The 16,419-nt window shown below is 59.4% G+C and carries 19 protein-coding genes; 8 read left to right on the top strand and 11 right to left on the bottom strand.

Annotated elements, in window-relative coordinates; translation table 11 throughout:
* Window positions 1–19 precede the first annotated feature (19 nt).
* Complete coding sequence (locus tag JZY08_RS17155) at window positions 20–595, top strand: DNA-3-methyladenine glycosylase (RefSeq protein ID WP_216333436.1); 576 nt, start codon at window positions 20–22, stop codon at window positions 593–595.
* Between the two features lie 5 nt (window positions 596–600).
* Here JZY08_RS17155 and JZY08_RS17160 read toward each other — a convergent pair whose 3' ends face one another.
* The 3 genes from JZY08_RS17160 to JZY08_RS17170 form a co-directional block, all read right to left on the bottom strand.
* Window positions 601–759, bottom strand: coding sequence for a hypothetical protein (locus JZY08_RS17160; RefSeq protein WP_003500641.1), 159 nt, complete (start codon window positions 757–759; stop codon window positions 601–603).
* Between the two features lie 224 nt (window positions 760–983).
* On the bottom strand, window positions 984–1,181 hold the full coding sequence (locus tag JZY08_RS17165; protein WP_035243556.1) for a hypothetical protein: 198 nt from the start codon (window positions 1,179–1,181) through the stop codon (window positions 984–986).
* 174 nt (window positions 1,182–1,355) lie between these two features.
* Window positions 1,356–2,369 (bottom strand): substrate-binding domain-containing protein, encoded by a 1,014-nt coding sequence (locus JZY08_RS17170; protein ID WP_216332743.1) that lies wholly within the window; start codon window positions 2,367–2,369, stop codon window positions 1,356–1,358.
* Between the two features lie 268 nt (window positions 2,370–2,637).
* Between JZY08_RS17170 and JZY08_RS17175 the strand changes: the two genes are divergently transcribed.
* From JZY08_RS17175 to JZY08_RS17200, 6 genes are all read left to right on the top strand, one after another.
* Window positions 2,638–3,903 carry an ABC transporter substrate-binding protein gene (locus JZY08_RS17175; protein ID WP_003500633.1) on the top strand — a complete coding sequence of 422 codons (1,266 nt, stop codon included), beginning with the start codon at window positions 2,638–2,640 and terminating at the stop codon, window positions 3,901–3,903.
* Window positions 3,904–3,967: 64 nt separating this feature from the next.
* Window positions 3,968–4,942: a carbohydrate ABC transporter permease gene (locus JZY08_RS17180; protein ID WP_082185742.1), complete on the top strand. Its 975-nt coding sequence runs from the start codon at window positions 3,968–3,970 to the stop codon at window positions 4,940–4,942.
* The gene (locus JZY08_RS17185; protein ID WP_216332745.1) at window positions 4,939–5,772 is read left to right on the top strand and encodes a carbohydrate ABC transporter permease; all 834 of its coding nucleotides are present in this window, start codon (window positions 4,939–4,941) and stop codon (window positions 5,770–5,772) included. The genes JZY08_RS17180 and JZY08_RS17185 overlap by 4 nt, the downstream gene beginning before the upstream one ends.
* An 11-nt stretch (window positions 5,773–5,783) precedes the next feature.
* Window positions 5,784–6,812, top strand: coding sequence for an ABC transporter ATP-binding protein (locus JZY08_RS17190; RefSeq protein WP_216332747.1), 1,029 nt, complete (start codon window positions 5,784–5,786; stop codon window positions 6,810–6,812).
* A gap of 59 nt (window positions 6,813–6,871) precedes the next feature.
* Window positions 6,872–7,657 carry a ThuA domain-containing protein gene (locus JZY08_RS17195; RefSeq protein WP_026363971.1) on the top strand — a complete coding sequence of 262 codons (786 nt, stop codon included), beginning with the start codon at window positions 6,872–6,874 and terminating at the stop codon, window positions 7,655–7,657.
* A gap of 6 nt (window positions 7,658–7,663) precedes the next feature.
* Window positions 7,664–8,713, top strand: coding sequence for a Gfo/Idh/MocA family protein (locus tag JZY08_RS17200; protein ID WP_216332748.1), 1,050 nt, complete (start codon window positions 7,664–7,666; stop codon window positions 8,711–8,713).
* 242 nt (window positions 8,714–8,955) lie between these two features.
* Here the strand turns inward: JZY08_RS17200 and queE are convergent, their stop codons facing one another.
* The 3 genes from queE to queC are packed head-to-tail and all read right to left on the bottom strand — an operon-like array spanning window position 8,956 to window position 10,774.
* Window positions 8,956–9,711 (bottom strand): 7-carboxy-7-deazaguanine synthase QueE, encoded by a 756-nt coding sequence (queE, locus tag JZY08_RS17205; protein ID WP_216332751.1) that lies wholly within the window; start codon window positions 9,709–9,711, stop codon window positions 8,956–8,958.
* Window positions 9,708–10,064, bottom strand: coding sequence for a 6-carboxytetrahydropterin synthase QueD (gene queD / locus JZY08_RS17210; RefSeq protein ID WP_082185738.1), 357 nt, complete (start codon window positions 10,062–10,064; stop codon window positions 9,708–9,710). Before queD ends, queE begins: the two co-directional genes overlap by 4 nt.
* A complete protein-coding gene (gene queC, locus JZY08_RS17215) occupies window positions 10,064–10,774 on the bottom strand; it encodes a 7-cyano-7-deazaguanine synthase QueC (protein WP_216332752.1) in 711 nt (236 codons plus the stop codon). Before queC ends, queD begins: the two co-directional genes overlap by 1 nt.
* Before the next feature lie 223 nt (window positions 10,775–10,997).
* On the opposite strand from queC, the gene JZY08_RS17220 reads away from it, so the two are divergent.
* Window positions 10,998–11,135, top strand: coding sequence for a hypothetical protein (locus JZY08_RS17220; protein WP_216332754.1), 138 nt, complete (start codon window positions 10,998–11,000; stop codon window positions 11,133–11,135).
* A 260-nt stretch (window positions 11,136–11,395) separates the two neighbouring features.
* Here the strand turns inward: JZY08_RS17220 and JZY08_RS17225 are convergent, their stop codons facing one another.
* Genes JZY08_RS17225 through JZY08_RS17245 form a run of 5 tightly spaced genes read right to left on the bottom strand, consistent with a single transcriptional unit; the run spans window position 11,396 to window position 16,310 of the window.
* The gene (locus tag JZY08_RS17225) at window positions 11,396–12,529 is read right to left on the bottom strand and encodes a Gfo/Idh/MocA family protein (protein WP_216332756.1); all 1,134 of its coding nucleotides are present in this window, start codon (window positions 12,527–12,529) and stop codon (window positions 11,396–11,398) included.
* A gap of 25 nt (window positions 12,530–12,554) precedes the next feature.
* The gene (locus JZY08_RS17230) at window positions 12,555–13,319 is read right to left on the bottom strand and encodes a sugar phosphate isomerase/epimerase (RefSeq protein WP_216332758.1); all 765 of its coding nucleotides are present in this window, start codon (window positions 13,317–13,319) and stop codon (window positions 12,555–12,557) included.
* A gap of 60 nt (window positions 13,320–13,379) precedes the next feature.
* Window positions 13,380–14,468, bottom strand: coding sequence for an ABC transporter ATP-binding protein (locus JZY08_RS17235; RefSeq protein WP_216332760.1), 1,089 nt, complete (start codon window positions 14,466–14,468; stop codon window positions 13,380–13,382).
* A gap of 5 nt (window positions 14,469–14,473) precedes the next feature.
* Window positions 14,474–15,415 (bottom strand): carbohydrate ABC transporter permease, encoded by a 942-nt coding sequence (locus tag JZY08_RS17240; protein WP_082185733.1) that lies wholly within the window; start codon window positions 15,413–15,415, stop codon window positions 14,474–14,476.
* Window positions 15,408–16,310: a carbohydrate ABC transporter permease gene (locus tag JZY08_RS17245; RefSeq protein ID WP_216332762.1), complete on the bottom strand. Its 903-nt coding sequence runs from the start codon at window positions 16,308–16,310 to the stop codon at window positions 15,408–15,410. Before JZY08_RS17245 ends, JZY08_RS17240 begins: the two co-directional genes overlap by 8 nt.
* Window positions 16,311–16,419 lie beyond the last annotated feature (109 nt).

A 16,419-nucleotide genomic window follows, 5' to 3' on the forward strand; every position in this document is an offset into this window, starting at 1 on the left:
AGAGCAGAAGGGGTTCCAGATGGATCAGGCCTTTGACCCGGAATTGCAGGAGAGGTTCTTCCTGCGCGATGCGGTGGACGTGGCCCGCGCCCTCATCGGTGCGGAGTTTCGCATTGGCAATGCTGGCGGCATCATCGTGGAAACCGAAGCCTATCACCCGGACGATCCGGCATCTCACAGCTTCAACGGTCAAACCCCACGCAACAGGGCGATGTTCGGCCCGGCTGGTCATCTTTATGTCTACCGGTCCTATGGCATTCACTGGTGCGCCAACTTCGTCTGCGCGCCGGGCTCCGCCGTGCTTCTGCGCGCAATCGAGCCCCTCACCGGCATAGACATGATGAAACTGCGGCGGGGAACTGACAAGCTGAAACTTCTCTGTTCCGGTCCCGGCAGGCTGTGTCAGGCCCTGGCCATTACCGGAGACATGGACGGCGCTCCGCTCGACGCACCGCCATTTTTTATCCGCCTGCCGAAAGAAGCGGCCTCAGTGAAAAGCGGCAGACGCATCGGCATCAGCCGCGCGCAGGAATATCCGTGGCGCTTCGGGCTTGAAGGTTCGTCGTTCGTCAGCAAGAAGTTCGAAAGAGACTAAACGACCTATAGTACCTTTGGCGGCTGGTCGTTTTCGTCGGGGTTCGGTGTCGGCACCTCGTCTGGCAATCTTTCGGGTTCCGGTTCCTGCACCGGTGGAATATCGGGCTGCGGCGGCACCGGCATCGGCGGTTCGGGATAGGGCTCGACTGGAACAGCGGGCATTGCGGCCTCCTTGCGTCAACGCTCTTAGTCCTGAACGGATCGGGACTGCGTTTTAGGGACAACGCATTGCGCCGTCGATTTCAGGCGGCGCAACACCCAATTCGCCCATCGGTCAAACGCCGGTCAGGTCCCTTCGGTTCGGTTGCGCCGCCCGGTGGGTCGTGAAAGGAGAACGCGGGGAAAGCCGGTCCGTTCCGTTTTTTTGGAGAGCTTTTGGCAGTGGCTCAGGCAAAACCGAGCGCGCTGCGGGAAATATCGCGGTTTTCGCAATAGTCGCGAGAATGGGCCTCATGGCCATGTTCACGGGCCGTTGAACGGGTAAGTTCCGGGCTTGGAACGTTGAGAAGCGCATCGGCATAGGTGCCGGTTGCTTCCACATCATCGATCACAGGCTGCTGTTGCGGTTTTAGAAATTCAAACATCCATCGTCCTCCTTCGACACGTCCCCTCAACGCGCCGGCCCAAGTCCTGTTCCATAACGAACATGACAGTCCCGATTATACATGAGATGGCGTCGGCGTATAGATGACGAAAGGCGAACGCTATCAACTGACGTTCACAAAATGGAGTGGAATCAGTGAGCTATGGCGAGAAGTTCAGGCTGGACCGACTGACTCCCGCAAGATCAGTTCGACAGGCCACAATTCCTGAACCTCGCGGACCGGACGGCCGCCAACGATCTGCAAAAGCAGGTCCGTCACCCGCATACCCGCCATGCGCATCGGCGAACGCGTTGTGGAAAGCGGCGGCATCATGCTCTGTGGCGTCAGATAGGGAAAAACGTCGTCATGGGCGATGACGGAGACGTCCTTGCCGATCGTCAGACCGAGCTGGCTTGCGGCGCGATAGACCCCCTGCGCCGTCATCATCGCGCCCGCGACAAAGGCGGTCGGGCGCGGCGTCTGCTCCAGCAACGAGCGGGCGAAGCGGAAAGCGGCTTCCTCACTGAAATGCTCGCTCATCATCAAGCGCGGGTCCGGCGTGATGCCATGGGTCGCCAGCGCATCACGAAAACCCTGTTCGCGGTCCTGCACAAAAGTACGGCCGGTCGGACCGTTGATCAGTACGATGCGACGGTGGCCGCGCTCCAGAAAATGGATCGTCGGGCGATAGGTCACATCATGATTGTCGATATCGAGCCAGGCATGCTCGAAAGGCGTCTTCGAGCGGCCATGCACGATGAAAGGTATGCCAAGCCTGTGGAGCAGTTCAATACGTTCGTCTTCCGGGCGCGGTGAATGCACGATGATGCCATCCACACGCCCGCTCGAGGCAAGCCTGCTGAAAATCGCCAGCTCTTCGTCGATATTATTATCAACGGTCACGCTGACGAGAATATCGGTCTCTTCGCCTTCGAGCCGGGTCGCCATTCCGCCCATGAATTCCGAAAAGAAATGCCCGCCGCCCGAACGGCCCATGACGACGCCGATGGCGCCCGCCCTGCCGGTCGCCAGCCTGACAGCATTGGCATTTGGCCGGTAGCCGTACTTCAGCGCAGCCTCCATCACCCGCCGGCGCGTTTCCTCGCGCACCTCGGGATAGCCGCCCAGCGCACGGCTGACGGTGGTGGGCGACAGCCCGACCTTTTCTGCGAATTCCTTGAGCTTCATGTTTTTTGCCAATTTGCCACTGCATGCGTTGCCGCCGCGGATTTTTCAAGCCGACAAAAATTGAAAACGATTTCAATTTTTCTTCACCTGAAACCTTACAGGTCACTATTCTGAAAGGCAAACCCCTAAAAATCCCACGCCAAAATGCCCGATTTCCCTACCATTAGAAAGAGTATTGACAGACTGCCTGGCTTTTGCGAGCCTCGCATCAGTCAAAAGCGCTTTCAATTTTGAGGATGATCGGAAGCGTCAACGGAGGAGTTTGACAATGAATATTTCCATGAAGACTTTGTTCCTGTGCGGCAGTGTACTTTCTGCAGCCGTCTCCGCTCAAGCCGCCGAGCTTTCCATCGCCGCCAATTCCACCGGCAAGAACGTCGCATTCTTCCGCGAGCGGATCGCCGCCTTTGAGAAAGAGACGGGCCACAAGGTCAATCTCGTCACGATGCCTTCGTCGTCCAGCGAGCAATTCAGCCAGTACCGGCTGTGGCTTGCGGCCGGCAACAAGGATGTTGACGTCTACCAGACAGACGTGATCTGGGCGCCGCAGCTGGCCGAGCAATTCGTGGATCTGACCGAAGCGACAAAGGATGTCATCGGCGATCATTTCCCCTCCATCGTGGCATCGCAGACCGTGGACGGCAAGCTCGTCGCCATGCCGATGTTTACCGACGCACCCGCCCTCTTCTACCGCAAGGACCTTTTGGAAAAATACGGCAAGCAGCCGCCGAAAACCTGGAAAGAGCTGAGCGAAACCGCCAAGGAAATTCAGGACAAGGAGCGCGAGGGTGGACAGAAGGACCTCTGGGGCTTCGTCTTCCAGGGCAGCGCCTATGAAGGCCTGACCTGCAACGCGCTGGAATGGATCGCATCCGCCGGCGGCGGCCATATCGTCGAGACCAATGGCGATATCTCCATCAACAACGAGAAAGCCGCAGCCGCGATTGAAGCGGCCAAGGGCTGGGTCGGCACCATCGCGCCGCAGGGCGTGCTTGCCTACAAGGAAGAGGAAGCGCGCGGCGTCTGGCAGACCGGCAATTCCGTCTTCATGCGCAACTGGCCCTATGCCTACGCACTTGGAAATGGTGCCGACAGCGCCATCAAGGGCAAGTTCGGTGTCACCCCGCTGCCGGCCGGCGAAGAGGGTGCAGCGCCCGCTTCGACACTCGGCGGCTGGAACCTTGCCGTTTCGAAATATTCCGACGACAAGGAAGCCGCCATCCAGCTCGTGAAATTCCTGGCGTCGAAAGACACCCAGAAAATGCGTGCGATCCAGCTTTCCAACATGCCGACGATCGCTTCGCTTTACGACGACAAGGATGTTGCGGAGGCACAGCCCTTCATGCCGACATGGAAGCCGATCTTCGAGACCGCAGTTCCTCGCCCATCCGCCTCCGCCAAGGTGAAATATAACGAGGTTTCCGCCAAGTTCTGGGGCGCTGTTCACAACACGCTCTCCGGCAACGGCACGGCGGCGGAAAATCTCGAACTTCTCGAGGTTGAACTGACCGATCTCAAAGGCAACGGCTGGTAATCCGGCTCGCGCGGGACATGGTCATTCATGATCGTTTCCCGCGCCCCAACCGCGAGATATACCCATGAACGACACCGCCCTTCAAAGACCGGTCGTGGCATCTGCCACCGGCTCCGATCTGCAGTCGGAAAGACTGAAATCCGCCTGGCTGTTTCTTGCCCCGACATTTCTGGTGCTTGCGATGGTGGCCGGCTGGCCGCTTGTGCGCACCGTCTGGTTCAGCCTTACCGACGCGTCGCTCACCAATCTCGAGGGCGCGCAATTTGTCGGCCTCAAGAACTATCTCACCTGGATCACGCTCAGCAGCGGCCGCACCATTTATCGCGGCCTGCTTGCCGATCCCGCATGGTGGGGTGCGGTTCTCAACACGCTGAAATTCACCGTCGTTTCCGTCAGTCTCGAAACGGTGCTCGGCCTCATCGTCGCGCTGGTGCTGAATGCCGAGTTCAAGGGGCGCGGCCTCGTCCGCGCCGCCATCCTCGTGCCATGGGCCATTCCCACCATCGTCTCGGCGCAGATGTGGGCGTGGATGCTGAACGACCAGTTCGGCATATTGAACGACCTCTTCCTCAGTCTCGGGCTGATCTCCCACAAAATCGCATGGACCGCCAATCCGGATACCGCAATGGTCGCCGTCCTGATCGTCGACATCTGGAAGACGACGCCATTCATGGCGCTGCTCATCCTCGCCGGGCTGCAGATGGTTCCGAAGGACATGTATGAGGCGGCCAAGGTGGATGGCATCCATCCCGTAAAAGTGTTCTTCCGCGTCACTTTGCCAATGATCCGCCCGGCGCTCATGGTCGCGGTCATCTTCCGCATGCTGGATGCGATGCGCGTTTTCGATCTCATCTACATCCTGACGCCGAACAACGCACAGACCCGCACCATGTCGGTGCTGGCGCGCGAGAACCTGTTCGATTTCGACAAGTTCGCCTATGGTGCCGCCGCCTCCACCATGCTGTTTCTCATCATCGCCTCGATCACAGTGATTTATATGTGGCTCGGGCGCGTCAACACCGATGGAGCTTCGCGATGACCGTGCCAAGCATCCTGAAAACCACCGCCTTCTATGTGCTGGTCGCCATCATCATGGTGATTTCGGTATTCCCGTTCTACTACGCGATCCTGACGAGTCTTAAATCCGGCTCGGCGCTGTTCCAGGTCAATTATTGGCCGCGTGAATTCTCGCTGACCAACTACAACTTCGTCATCGGCAACGGCACGTTCCTGCGCAATCTCGGCAATTCGCTGTTCGTTGCATCTTCAGTCGTCGTACTGTCGCTGTTTCTTGCTGTAACGGCCTCCTATGCGCTGGCCCGTGTCCGCTTCCGGGGCCGCTCGCTGCTGCTGCTCACCATCCTCTCGGTTTCGATGTTCCCGCAGATCGCCGTTCTCGCCGGCCTGTTCGAACTGATCCGCTGGGCGGGAATCTTCAACACGCCCTTAGCGCTGATTTTCTCTTACATGATCTTCACCCTGCCCTTCACGGTGTGGGTGCTGACAACCTTCATGCGAGACCTGCCGATCGAGATCGAGGAAGCGGCGATCGTCGATGGCGCGACGCCGTGGGTCATCATCACCCAGGTCTTCATGCCGCTGATGTGGCCGGCGCTCGTCACGACAGGGCTTCTTGCCTTCATTGCGGCATGGAACGAGTTCCTCTTCGCGCTCACCTTCACCTCATCGAACGAGCAGCGCACGGTGCCGGTCGCCATCGCGCTCCTGTCGGGCGGCTCGCAGTTCGAAATCCCCTGGGGAACGATCATGGCCGCGTCCGTCATCGTCACCGCACCCCTCGTCGTCCTCGTTCTGATCTTCCAGCGACGCATCATCTCCGGCCTCACCGCCGGTGGCGTCAAAGGCTAGGAGAAAACCAAATGACCACCATTCAACTGCGCGATCTTCGCAAATCCTTCAGCGCTTTCGATGTCATCAAGGGCATCGACATGGATATCCGCTCCGGCGAATTCATGGTCTTCGTCGGTCCTTCCGGTTGCGGCAAGTCCACGCTTCTGCGCCTCATATGCGGGCTGGAGGAAATTTCCAGTGGCACGCTTTCCTTCGACAGCGAGACGGTCAACCGCCTGCCGCCCGCCAAACGCGGCGTCGCCATGGTCTTCCAGTCCTATGCGCTTTATCCGCATATGACCGTGTTCGAGAACATGGCCTTCGGCATGAAGCTGTCAGGTGCTGACAAGGAACAGCGCCGCAAGCGCGTGGAAGCGGCGGCCGAGATGCTGCAGCTCACGCCCTATCTGGAACGCCTGCCGAAGCAGCTTTCCGGCGGTCAGCGCCAGCGTGTCGCCATCGGCCGTGCCATCGTGCGCGACCCGAAGGTGTTCCTGTTCGATGAACCGCTCTCCAACCTCGATGCGGCGCTGCGTGTCGCAACCCGGCTGGAGATCGCCAAGCTGCACCGCGAGATGCATGATACGACGATGATCTACGTCACCCACGACCAGGTGGAGGCCATGACGCTCGCCGACCGCATCTGCGTGTTGCGCGACGGCCGCGTCGAACAGATCGGCACACCGCTGGAGCTTTACGAAAGCCCGGTCAACACCTTCGTTGCCGGCTTCATCGGCTCGCCGAAGATGAACTTCCTTGCCGGCAAATATGCCGAGACGGAAGGCGCCAAAACCATCGGCATCCGCCCCGAACACATCACCATCACCACCGGCGAGAACGGGTGGGGCGGCGAGATCGTGCATTCGGAAATGCTCGGATCTGACAGCTACATCTATGTCGAGATTGGTGCCGGCGAGCCCATCGTCGTTCGCGAGGAGGGCGTGACCGGCCGCAAGCCGGGCGAGCGCGTCGCCATTGTGCCGGATGCGGCACAGATCCACCGTTTCGATGCCGAAGGCCAGGCACTCGCCCGCAATCCCGCCCGGGGTGCGGCCTGAACATTCAACTTTTCGCCGGGGATCACCCAAGATACCGGCTTTCACCGAGGAGCATGAAAATGACCATCAACACCGTTGTATGGGGCGAAAATATTCACGAACACATCAATGAGACGGTGCGTTCGATCTATCCAAACGGTATGCACAACACCATCGCCGACGCGCTGAACCAGAACCCGGAGATCAACGCCACCACCGCCACGCTTCAGGAGCCGGAACACGGCCTTTCGCAGGAGCGTCTGGACAAGACCGACGTGCTCGTCTGGTGGGGCCACAAGGACCACGGCGCGGTTCAGGACGAGATCGTCGAGCGTGTCGCCAAGCGCGTCTGGGAAGGCATGGGCCTCATCGTCCTGCATTCCGGCCATTTCTCCAAGCCGTTCAAGCGGCTTATGGGCACGCCCTGCGCACTGAAATGGCGTGAGGCCGGTGAACGCGAGCGTCTGTGGACGATCAATCCGCGCCACCCGATCGCAGCCGGCCTGCCCGAGCATTTCGAGCTGGAAAACGAAGAAATGTATGGCGAGCAGTTCTCCGTGCCGGAGCCGCTGGAAACCGTCTTCATCTCCTGGTTCCAGGGCGGTGAAGTCTTCCGTTCCGGCCTCACCTGGCGTCGTGGCGCGGGCAATATTTTCTATTTCCGCCCGGGTCACGAGACCTATCCGACCTATCACGACGCCAATGTGCAAAAGGTCATCAGCAATTCGGTGAAATGGGCCTATAATCCGGCCGGCGCACTGACGAGCATCCACGCTGCCCCCAATGTTCCCGTCGACAAGGCGCTGGAGCCGATCGAGGAACGCGGCCCCAAGCTGCACAAAGCCGGCGAAGCAGGTTACAGGTAAAAAGCCATGAGACTTCTCGTTCTCGGAACCGGCGGCATGGCCAACAACCATGCCACCTATTTCTCTCAAATCCCCGGTGTCGAACTGGTGGCTGCGGTGGATGTGGACGATGTGGTGGTGCGGGGCTTCGCGCTCCGTCACAACATTCCGCTCTCCTTCACCTCGCTGGATGACGCCATTGCCTGGGGTGAATTCGACGCGGCGGCGAATGTCACGCCGGATGCCATCCACCATCCGACCAGCCTGAAGCTGCTGGCGGCGGGCAAGCACGTCTTCTGCGAAAAGCCGCTGGCGGAAAACTACGCCAAGGCCGCCGAAATGGCCGATGCCGCCGAGAAGGCTGGCCTCGTCGCCATGGTCAACCTCACCTATCGCAATGTCGCCCCCTTGCAGGCGGCACGCGAAATGGTGCTGGCGGGCAAGATCGGCAAGGTACGCCATCTCGAAGCTTCCTATCTCCAGAGCTGGCTCGTTTCCAAGGCCTGGGGCGACTGGATGACGGAGAGCAAGTGGCTGTGGCGGCTCTCCACCAAGCACGGCTCGAACGGCGTTCTCGGCGATGTCGGCATCCACATTCTCGACTTCGCTTCCTATGGCGCGGGCAGCGATGTGGAGCGTATCTTCACGCGGCTGAAGACCTTCGACAAATATGAGGGCAACAGGATCGGCGTCTACGATCTCGACGCCAATGACAGCTTCACCATGACCGCCGAGCTTGAAAACGGCGCCATGGGCGTCATCCATGCCAGCCGCTGGGCGACGGGCCACCTGAACGAACTGCGCCTGCGCATCCATGGCGACAAGGGCGCGCTGGAAGTCATCCACACGCCTGACTATTCCAGCCTGCGGGCCTGCATAGGCGAAGACGTGGAGAAAGCGATCTGGAAAACGATCGATGTGGAGCCGGTGGCGACGAATTACGAGAAATTCGCCAAGGCCGTCATGGAAGGTGGCCCTGCCGATCCGGATTTCCGTCATGCGGCTAATCTGCAGAAGGTGCTCGATCTATCGATCATCGCGGATCGGGAGAGGCGCGAGTTGGCCGTTTCGGCTTGATGTGAAAGAACAATATGCGGCACGACGTTGCCGCATGTTTCTTCTCCCCTAGGGGGAGAAGGTGGCCCGAAGGGTAGGATGAGGGGGCAAGCTCACAGTCGATCTCTGCCCTTGCCCCCTCATCCCGCTGCCGCGGACTTCTCCCCCTCGGGGAGAAGAAGCAAGTGGCACCCGCTCGCTCAATCCGCTATGTGCTTTCTCAAAGACGCGGACTACGGCGTGGAATTTCACTCCCGCACAATCTATACGCCGCGCTTATTCCCCCACAACAGCACATGAAGCTGCGGCAGCACACGGGCGGAAAACCAGCGGTCTTCGCTCACTTTGTCCACCAGCCACAGCGTCCGGTCCATCACCCCATCGATATCCACGCGCGCATCGTCGTCATCGGGCGGCGGCGGGGTGTGGTTTCCGGGCTGGAGGTAAACCGGCAGATGCGGGAACCGCGCGGATGCCGCCTTGGCATAGGCATAATCAGCATCATCGAAAACCACGATCTTCAGCGCCACCTGCGGCCCCTCATCGGCGGCGGCAAGACAGTCTTCGAATGCCTGCCAGTCCGTTTCCATGCCGCTCGATGGCGGCTTGGGGCTCAGCACCAGATGGTCGAGATCGGCAAACCAGTCTTTCGCGATGCTGCCCTGCGTTTCCAGCGCGAAACGATAGCCCTCGCTTTGCCCCTTCGCGATCAAAGCCCCGAGTGGCTGGATGGCCGGATTGCCGCCTGACAAGGAGACCGTCAGCGGCACGCCGCCGGAAAGCCGCCGCACCTCCTGCCAGATCGCCTCGACCGGCATCGGCTTCCATGTGTCGCGGTAATCGCTGTCGACCGCATGCAGCGTATCGCACCAGGAGCAGCGGTAATCGCAGCCGCCGGTGCGCACGAAAACGGTCGGCAGACCGATCAGCGGCCCCTCACCCTGAATGGTCGGGCCGAAGATTTCGCTGATGCGGATCGCCGTTTCCTTCGCTGCAACCATCTGTGCAGCCGCCGTCATGGCCGGTATTCCGCCCAGGTCTTGGTGGTTTCGCTGACCCGTACGGCGCTGGTTTCCGGCAGACGATCCTTGCACCAGTCATAAAAATGCTTGGCCAGGCATTCCGCCGTCACCCGGTCATGGCCAAGAACGTCGTTCAGATGGCGATGGTCGAAATGATCATCGATATAGCGCTTCAGCGGCGCAAGCTCGTGATAATCGCGCACGAAACCGTGCTCGTTTAGCTCTTCACCCGATAGTTCGACCTCGACGATGTAATTATGCCCGTGCAGGCGATTACACTGATGATCCGACGGCAGGCTTTTCAGCTGGTGCGAGGCGGAAAAGTGAAACTCCTTGGTGATGCGGAACATCAGCGCACCTCCTGCGCCGCATAGGCATGGGTGGCCGCCACCCAGAAATCCGGGTCTTCATAGTCGGTCGGATCGGTAACGCCGGCCAGATGAAAGGCCTCGCGCCGTTCCACGCAGGTGCCGCAGCGGCCGCAATGGCGAAAGCCGCCCTTGTAACAGGACCATGTTTCCCCAAACGGCGTACCGTATTTCACGCCGTCGGTGACGATCGCCGCTTTGGAGACCGTCACATAGGGCGCGAAAAGCTTGACGTTGGCATAACCTTCCAGCGCATGTGCCTGCATGGCGTTGAAGCTGTCGATGAAGCCCGGCCGGCAATCGGGATAGATGAAATGGTCGCCGCCATGCACGGCAATCGCCACCGCATCCGCCTGCTGCGCGGCAGCCAGCCCGAAGGCGATGGTGAGCATGATGGCGTTGCGGTTCGGCACCACGGTGGAGCGCATGGTCTCCTCCGCATAATGTCCGTCCGGCACCGCAATGTTGTCCGTCAGCGCCGAGCCAGTGAGATGCGCACCGATGGTGCGGATATCGATGACATGATGCGGCACGCCGAGCCGTTTTGCGCAATCGGCGGCAAAATCCAGCTCCTTCCTGTGGCGCTGGCCATAATCGAAGGAGACGAGAGCGAGAAGTTCATGTTCCGCTGCGATTTTATGCGCAAGCGAAACGGAGTCCAATCCGCCGGAGCAGATGACGATGGTTTTCATAAGTTGGGATCCCTTGTTTTGACCGGGTGGGCTGCGACCGGATTACGGCGCGGCTTTAAACCAAACCGGCGGATTTGTGAAGGGCTTTGCCGAATTCGCGGGAAATCCGCTCCATCACGAAATCGCCCCGCCGCAGAAACAAGACGAAACAATCGGGACATATGCCGGAAACCGGCGCGATCTAGAACGATGACGAATTCACTGTTCTTGAAGGGTTGTGCCAATGATGGTGGCTGATAAGATTCTGTTTTCGCTGAGCAATCTCAGCTCTCTTGGCACCGGCGTCCTGATGGCGATGGCGGGTATGCTTTATATCACGCTCACCATTCGCGGGCTGATCACCGCTCTCCGCCATGGATAGAGCACTCGAGCCAAAACGTCATCGGTTCAGGCGCAATCTCACAACCGGCCTCCTCGTCGCTTCTGCAGCGCTCGTCACCGCCACCGGCTTAGCGTCGTTCGTGTTCCTGATCTGGATGGTCAGGACCGTTGCGCGCTGGCTGGGTCTTTTTATCGGGCTGTGAAGTCGAACGAACACGCGACGCTCGCCACTAAATGGCAGAGCGGAAAAGGCCCGGCGAACTGGCAGTGCGCCGGGCCTTTTTTTCATTGGCTGTGCGCTCAGCGCAGCAGCGCCTGCGCCTCCTCGATACCGAGCGCTGCCGGCTGGGTGCAGGTCGTTCTCATCTCGATGAAGCGCCCTTCTTCCCCGGATTTGAGGATGGAGGTCATCACATCGATGCCGTGCAGGGAGCGATCCAGCGAGCAACGGGCATCGCGGCCTTCCAGAATAGCGATTGCCATATCGGCAAGGCCCGCCGTGCGATAATTGGCGCGCGGGCCGTTCGGGCTTTCCTGATTGGCAATGCCGAAGGGATGCGCCCAGTCTTCCAGCGGCTGGATATCCTTGTCACGGCCGCTTGCCTCCACCACACCGCCGAAGAAATTCGGATCCGGCACGTAGATCGAGCCTTCCGTGCCATAGAGCTCCATGTTGGCGTGGCGATGCGACCAGACATCCCAGCTTGCCGAAAGCGTGATCGTCGCGCCGTTCCCGAATTCTAGCAGGGCATGGATGTTGGTCGGCGTTTCGACCGGAATAATCTCGCCGTTCAGCGGCTGGCTGGTCACCGTACGGGTCGGATTGGCCATGGAGGTCAATGCCCCCACACGCTTCACCGGACCGATGAGGTTGATGAGATTGGCGACATAATAAGGACCGAGATCGAGGATCGGTCCGCCGCCCTTCAGGAAGAAGAAGCCCGGATTGGGGTGCCACATTTCCATGCCGGGGCTCATCACATGGCAGGTGCCGGAGGTGATGCGCCCGACCTTGCCCTCATCGATATATTGCCGGGCAAGCTGATGCGCGCCGCCAAGGAAGGTATCCGGCGCGCAGCCGACGGAAAGCTTCTTCTCGCGGGCGATGCGCCGTAGCTCCTCGCCCTCCTCCAGCGAAAGCACCAGCGGCTTTTCTGAATAGACGTGTTTGCCCGCCTCAAGGGCGGCTTTCGACACCGGAAAATGCGCGGCGGGAATGGTGAGGTTCACCACCACATCGATATCCTTGTTGGCGAGCAGTTCCTCGATGGACTGCGCGACAACACCGAATTCTTCCGCCCTCAGCTCCGCCGCATTGCGGTTGAGGTCGGCGCAGGCAAGCACCTTGATGCCCTTGAAGAGCGGCGCCAGCGAGAAATAAGCAGACGAGATATTGCCGCATCCGATGATGCCGACGCCAAGATCTCTGGCCATGATGGAAACTCCGAAAAATTGAAACTCAATAGGCTTTGAAGGAAGCGATCGAGCGGGTGATCAGCCGGTCGATATCCTTCGGATTGTCGTGCTCCAGCACAAAATGTTTCGTGGCCGATTTTGCCTTGAGCACGGCGACAATACCCTTCCAGTCGACTGTACCATGACCGAGATCAGCCCAGCCATCCTCATCCGTGTTTTCGCCCGATGGCGCGATGTCCTTCACATGCACGGCGGTGATGCGCTTGCCATAGCTTTCGATCCAGGCGAGCGGATCTGCATTGCCTCTGATAATCCAGGCGATATCCGCCTCCCATTTCAAATCCGGCCCGCCGGCAAGGATCTGCTCCTGCGGAGTGGAGCCGTCGCCAAGCACCTTGAACTCGAAATCGTGGTTGTGCCAGCCGAAGGTCAGTCCGGCATCGACGAAAGGCTTGCCCGCCTCTTGCAGACGCTTGCCGAAGGCGAACCATCCGGCCGCATCGGCAGGGCGCTGGTCAGGCATCAGGTAAGGGCAATAGATCGCCTCCACGCCGAGAACCTTGGCGATATTCAGGGCCTTTTTCGGATCGCCCTCAAGAAGGTCGAGGCCGAAATGGCCTGTCGGCATGGCAAGGCCGTTGGCGTCTAGTTCGGCACGCAGGCTCTTCAGCCCGGCATCATCCAGTGCGGCGTACATGGCGCCATAACCTTCAACCTGTTTGTAACCGGCGGCCGAAAGTTTCCTCAAAATCCCGGAAAAAGGCTGGAAATTGCGGGCGCTGTAAAGCTGAAAACCGAGTTCTGTCATTGTCTCCTCCATAGAGATGCTGGGTCTTGGGAAAGGGTGTGGGGGTAAGTGTCGCAGCGTCTAAAGCCGCTCCTCGCTCTCAGCGTCGAACAGCGAGGCCATCGTCAGGTCGAGGCCAAGCCGGACCTTGGTGCCCGGCGAAAACCGCCTGTGGCCGCCAACGCGCACGGAAAGTGTATGGCCGGCATGTTTCAGCCAGATCAGATTGTCGGCGCCCATCGGCTCCTCGATATCGACAATCGCCTCATGCACTTCACCGCCGACAATATCGGCATCGACGCGCACATGTTCGGGGCGCACGCCCAGCACCACGGCACGGCCCGCGGCGAGCGGCGCTTCCGCATGATAGCCATCCAGCGCAAAAGTCACGCCATTGGTGGTGAAGGCCACCTTGCCGTCCTTTTCGATCAACTCGCCGCGCAGGAAATTCATCGACGGCGAGCCGATGAAACCGGCAACGAAGAGGTTTCGCGGCTTGTTGTAGATGGTGACGGGATCGGCGAGCTGCTGGATGACGCCGCTTTTCATGATGGCGATGCGGTCCGCCAGCGTCAGTGCTTCGATCTGGTCATGCGTTACGTAGATCATGGTGTTCTTCAGCGCCTGGTGCAGCCGCTTGATCTCGACGCGCAGTTCGGAGCGCAGCTTGGCGTCGAGATTGGAGAGCGGCTCATCGAATAGGAACACATCCACATCCCGCACCAGCGCCCGGCCGATCGCCACGCGCTGGCGCTGGCCGCCGGAGAGCTCGGCCGGCTTGCGCTTCAGCAGCGGCTCGATCTGCAGGATACCGGCCGCCCTTTTGACGCGCCGGTCAATTTCTTCCTTCGGCACCTTGGCGACCTGAAGGCCGAAGGACAGGTTCTTTTCGACAGTCATCTGCGGATAGAGCGCATAGGACTGAAACACCATGCCGATGCCGCGATCCTTGGGTTCTTCCCAGGTAACGTTGCGGTCCTTGATGAAGATTTGCCCATCGGTCGGCTCCAGAAGGCCGGCAATGCAATTGAGAAGGGTCGACTTGCCGCAGCCGGAAGAGCCGAGCAGCACGAGGAATTCGCCGTCGTAAATATCGAGATTGAGGTCTTTCAGGACGGTAACGGCACCGAAGGACAGGGAAAGATCGCGGATGGAAACGCTTTTATTCATATAGCTCAACCTTTTACTGCGCCGGCAGCAATGCCGCGGACGAAAAGCCTGCCGGAGACGAAATAAACGATCAGCGGCACGGCACCCGTCAGAAGCGTGGCGGCCATGTTGACGTTGTATTCCTTCACCCCCTGCACGGAGTTGACGATGTTATTGAGCTGCACCGTCATCGGGTAATATTCCGGCCGCGTGAACACCACGCCGAACAGGAAGTCGTTCCAGATGCCGGTCACCTGCAGGATCATCGCCACGACGAAGATCGGCAACGACATGGGCAGCATGATGCGGAAATAAATCTGCCAGAAATTGGCGCCGTCGATGCGCGCCGCCTTGAACAGCTCCTCCGGCAGCGAGGCGAAATAATTGCGGAACAGCAGCGTCAGGATCGGCATACCGAAGATGGTGTGCACGATGACGAGGCCGGTCAGCGTTCCATAAACGCCCATTTCGCGCAGCACGATGACGATCGGGTAGATCATCACCTGATAGGGAATGAAGGCGCCGATGATGAGGATGGAGAAGAACAGCTCCGATCCCTTGAACTTCCAGTTGGCCATGGCGTAGCCGCTGACGGAAGCGACGACGATTGAGATGACGACCGAAGGCACGAGGATGCGCACCGAATTCCAGAAGCCGCGTGAAAGCCCGTCGCAGTTCAAGCCCGTGCAGGCATTGGCCCAAGCCTTCACCCACGGCTCGAAGGTGATTTCCACCGGCGGTGCGAAGATGTTGCCGAGACGGATTTCCGGCATGCCCTTTAGCGAGGTGACGACCATGACGTAAAGCGGCAACAGGTAATAGGCGGCGGCGACGAACAGCGTGCCGTAAAGAATGATGTTGCGGCGGGAAAAGGTTTTCCTCGGCTTCCTGCCGCGCGGGCCGGAAAGGTCGCTTGCGACCGCATCTGTGGCGGCGGCGACTGTGTTCAATGTGCTGATATTAGCCACGCTTCTTGCCTCCGAATTCGAGGTAGGCCCATGGAATGACGATGATGGCGACGGTCAGAAGCATCATGGTCGAGGCGGCGAAACCCTGCCCCAGGTTTTGTGCCTGGAACATGTAGTCATAGACATATTTCGCCGGCACTTCGGACGCGATGCCCGGGCCGCCGCTCGTCTGCGCCACCACCAGATCGTAGACCTTGACGATGCCGCTGGCGATGATGACCAGCGTGGTGATGAAGACCGGTCGCATCATGGGAATGATGATGAGGATGTAGGTCTTCCACATTGGAATGCCATCGACGCGCGTTGCCTTCCAGATGTCCTCGTCGATACCGCGAAGACCGGCCAGCATCAGGCACATGACGAGCCCCGTGCCCTGCCAGAGTGCGGCGATCAGGATGCCGTAAATGACGATCTGCGAATTATAGAGCGGATCGAAAGTGAAGCTTTCCCAACCGAGTGAACGAACCACGGACTGGATGCCGAATTCCGGGTTGAGCAACCATTGCCAGACAAGGCCGGTGACAATGAAAGACAGCGCGAAGGGATAAAGGAAGATGGTGCGGAAAGTGTTTTCGAAGCGGATCTTCTGATCCATCAGCGCCGCCAGCACGAAGCCGATGACAAGGCTGAAGATCAGCGACAAAACGCCGTAGATCGCCAGATTCTGGATCGACACGATCCAGCGCGGCGCGGCCCATAGACGTTCATATTGGTCGAAACCGATGAAGCTTGCCCGCGGCAGAAGCTTTGAATTGGTGAAGGAATAAACAACCGTCCAGACCGTGCCGCCGAGGAAGATCACCATGGCGGTCAAGATCATGGGAATGGAGGCAATCTTGGAATTGAGATTGCGAAAAAGCTGATTGGGACGCCTGGAGCGCGTTTGACCTGCCATGTTACCTCCCTCCTGTAACGTTACAGTAAACGGTCAGGCAAAAGCCCTACCGCATGAAACCCCTGCCCACACTGGTGACTATCGCACGGACCGGACGTTGGAGCGGGGA

The sequence above is a fragment of the Rhizobium sp. X9 genome, from assembly GCF_018873185.1.
GTDB lineage: Bacteria > Pseudomonadota > Alphaproteobacteria > Rhizobiales > Rhizobiaceae > Agrobacterium > Agrobacterium oryzihabitans.